This is a genomic window from Rothia sp. HMSC062H08 (assembly GCF_001810775.1).
Lineage (GTDB): Bacteria > Actinomycetota > Actinomycetes > Actinomycetales > Micrococcaceae > Rothia.
The window spans coordinates 103,803-106,939 of the sequence record NZ_KV802668.1; the positions used below are offsets into that span (position 1 = coordinate 103,803).

Here is a 3,137-nt window from a genome sequence, read left to right on the forward strand (position 1 = left end):
TCGCTTCGCTTCGGGCACCCTGATGTCACTGCGGAGGACACCATTCCCTCCACTTCGTAAATAAAACACCCAGCCTCAGATTAGTAAGCGCAGGGCTTGTGTGCGCGATACCGGCATAACGAACTTAAAGGGGAGAGGGGCTGTCGCTCTTTCAGTCTTTTGCTGGCTCCGCCAAATAGGTGGGTTGAAATTGCGGCTTAGCGCCGCACCTTCCGAAAGCGACATCAGGGTGCCCGCACGGGCGCTCTCCGCAACGAAGCAAGGAAGAGCGGAGCGTCCGGGCGTGGCGGGTTCCCCTGCAGGAGCGCAGGAAGGGAGCGGCGCGGAAGCCTATACACCTCCAACGTGACCAAATGCTTTGCACACAGTACCCACCTCCGATACCCTAATGGAGGAAATCTACACTCACAGATACACCGCCGTATCACAAAGGAACACCCATGAAATTCCTCAAAGGGCTCGGCATCTTCTTCGCCGTATGCTTCGTCTTCTCCCTCTGGTACGTCATCCTCGGCGTTGTCATCATCGTGCTCATTCTGGGTATCATCATGACCATCCGCAAAAACCGGTACTTCGCATCCCCCGAATTCCAGATGCACCGGCAACGCACCGCCACACTCGCCAGCGAATACAACGAAATCGCCAGCTACGTACACGACATCCACGCCCACGGAATCTACGAACTCGGCACCTCCACCAACGGCATGTACAGCCACCTCGCCACCGTCGAGGTTCAGCAGCCCAAAACCTGGAAGACGCTGCTGCAGAAGAAACCCGAAGAACGCCACCCGCACGTCTACAAGTCCTCCCAACAGGTTGTTCTCGAAGCCGAGCGGGACCCCATCGGCAGCCTCACCAAATACTTTCGCATCGAAGCCGACCTGCAAACCCTCAAAGACGTACAACGCCTCTCCGACGATATCGCGCGCCTCGAAACCGCCGTCGACAACGTGCGACGCCGCGAAGACGACATGATCGCACACATCAACCCGCCCCACTTCATCACCAAGCACTACGCCGGCGAGTTCTGGAACAAACTCAACGTCTGCCACGTAGGGCTGACCGTGCCCTACCCCGTCTACCGGTTCGAATACACCTCACCCAATGGCAAAGAAAATCGTGCCGTCACCGTCACCCTCGACACCCCAACCCTTGACGCGCTCTCCGAAACCCTCGAACGCAAAATACGCTGGGCATGGCCCGAAGGCGGCGAACGCACCCTCATGACCGCCCAGCTGCGCCAACGCATCAAAGAACGCGACAACTACACCTGCCAAAACCCCGGATGCGGCAACTCCATCATGCGTGAACGAATCCTCATCCTAGAGGTCGTCCACAAGATTCCGCTATCCGAAGGCGGCAACAACGAGCCCGAGAACCTGCAGACCATCTGCTGGCGTTGCGTACGCGGACGGAACCTGCGGCTCGCATAAAGCCGCACCTTCCGAAAGCGGCATCAGGGTGCCCGCCCGGGCGCTCTCCGCAGCGAAGCATGGAGAGGCGGAGCGTCCGGGCGTGGCGGGTTCCCCTGCAGGAGCGAAGGAAGGGAGCGGCGCGAGGTGTCCTAAAGCTCCCGCACAGTGGGCTAGCCAGGGATTTATGTTAAAGCTGAGGTTCAAGGTATGCTTTTCCTCGGCGTCCGGGCGCAGGCCTGCAGGCTCCCGCATCCGCGCCACAAACACATCACCCCACCCGAATAAAGGGCATACCATGTCTACATCTCTGACCCGCCGCAAGCTCGTCGCCGGTGCAGCCTGGGCGGCACCCGTCGTCGCCGCCTCCGCAACCATCCCCTCCTACGCGGCATCCGTCGCCGCAACCAACGACTGCACCCTCGCCGCACACCCGGCGTACAACATCTCCGGCACCGAAGAAGGCACCAAGACCGTGCAGACCTTCGCAGTGCCCGACAATGTCCACAAGCTCCACTTTGAACTGGTCGGCGGCGCGGGCGGCACCAACAATCGTATGACCCCCGCCGGCTCCGGCGCGAAGGTCAGCGGCATCGTCCCCGTCACCCCCGGCTCCACCGTGCAGATTATCGCCGCGGCAGGCGGTATCGGTGACGGCTCCCTCACCCCCACCGCAGGTGGTGAAGGATACGGCAACGGCGGCTCCGTACCCGCCTACACCATCCCCGCCACCATCACCGCGCAGGTCGACGCCAAGTATGCGGACCCGGCAAACTCCAAGAGCCAGGTGTACGCTGCATCCGGCGGCGGCTCCTCCGCGCTGCTCATCGACGGCGTCGTCGTAGCTGTAGCAGGCGGCGGTGGCGGCGCGGGCATGACCACCTCCGCCGTGTCCTACGCAGACCCCTGGTACTCCAACTTCAACGGCCAGATCGACGCCGGTGTGGCGCCCCTCGGCTCGGACGCATCCCCGCAGTTCGATGCGGCGGGTAGCGCCTCCGCAGCGGCGGGCTCCAACGGCACCCCCGGCTACGAAGTCTACAATGCGGAACGTTCCAAGGTCCTGACCTACAACTCCGGCTTCGGCGGCGCAGCGGGTATAGGCGGTGCAGGCGGCGCGGCAGGCACTCTGCCGGCTAGCGGCCCCATCATCGGCTTTGAAACCACCAACAACCAGGTGCTATTCAGCCAGTTTGTTGCCGGTAACGCGGGCACGAGCGGCTTCGCGGGCAACGGCGGCGATGGTGCGGGCGCATACTCCTACCAGCTGGATGAGAACCCCGCCAGCGTGCACGAGAAGGGCACCTACGAGGACCGCAGCTGGGACCTGGACATCTACAACGATGAGGGTGCGTACGCGCAGAACTTCAACGGCTACCAGTCCGTGGTGTCCGGCGGTGGCGGCGCAGGTTACGGAGGCGGCGGTTCCGGCGCGGCACAGTCCGTTTCCTCGATTGTGCTGATCCAGAAGTGGCTGAACAGCCCGACCGGTGTGCGCCAGGGCCTGGGCTACACGATGCAGGGCGGCGCCGGTGGCGCGGGCGGCTCGTACATCGCCCCGTCCGTGACTGATGGCTCCATCGTTTCGGCTGAGAACGCGCCGCAGTGGATGCGCGAGCGCGGTAACGGTTCGGTGACGGTAACTTTCTGCGAGGCGGCTGCCTAAACGCTTCTCCCGCTGAGAGGCGGTGTTCGTCCTCGCTCCTACAGGGGCACCCGCCCTCG

General features: G+C 63.0%; 2 protein-coding genes. Both read left to right on the plus strand.

The genetic code is table 11. The features are described 5' to 3' along the window. Window positions 1-440: 440 nt before the first annotated feature. Complete coding sequence (locus HMPREF2765_RS05575) at window positions 441-1,433, plus strand: HNH endonuclease (protein WP_070604609.1); 993 nt, start codon at window positions 441-443, stop codon at window positions 1,431-1,433. A gap of 277 nt (window positions 1,434-1,710) precedes the next feature. After that, window positions 1,711-3,078 carry a hypothetical protein gene (locus HMPREF2765_RS05580; protein ID WP_049350338.1) on the plus strand — a complete coding sequence of 456 codons (1,368 nt, stop codon included), beginning with the start codon at window positions 1,711-1,713 and terminating at the stop codon, window positions 3,076-3,078. Window positions 3,079-3,137: the final 59 nt, after the last annotated feature.

Bases quoted from the DNA above. Each gene is read 5' to 3' on its own strand.
- HMPREF2765_RS05575 (WP_070604609.1), top strand. From the start codon at position 441: ATGAAATTCCTCAAAGGGCTCGGCATCTTCTTCGCCGTATGCTTCGTC.
- HMPREF2765_RS05580 (WP_049350338.1), top strand. From the start codon at position 1,711: ATGTCTACATCTCTGACCCGCCGCAAGCTCGTCGCCGGTGCAGCCTGG.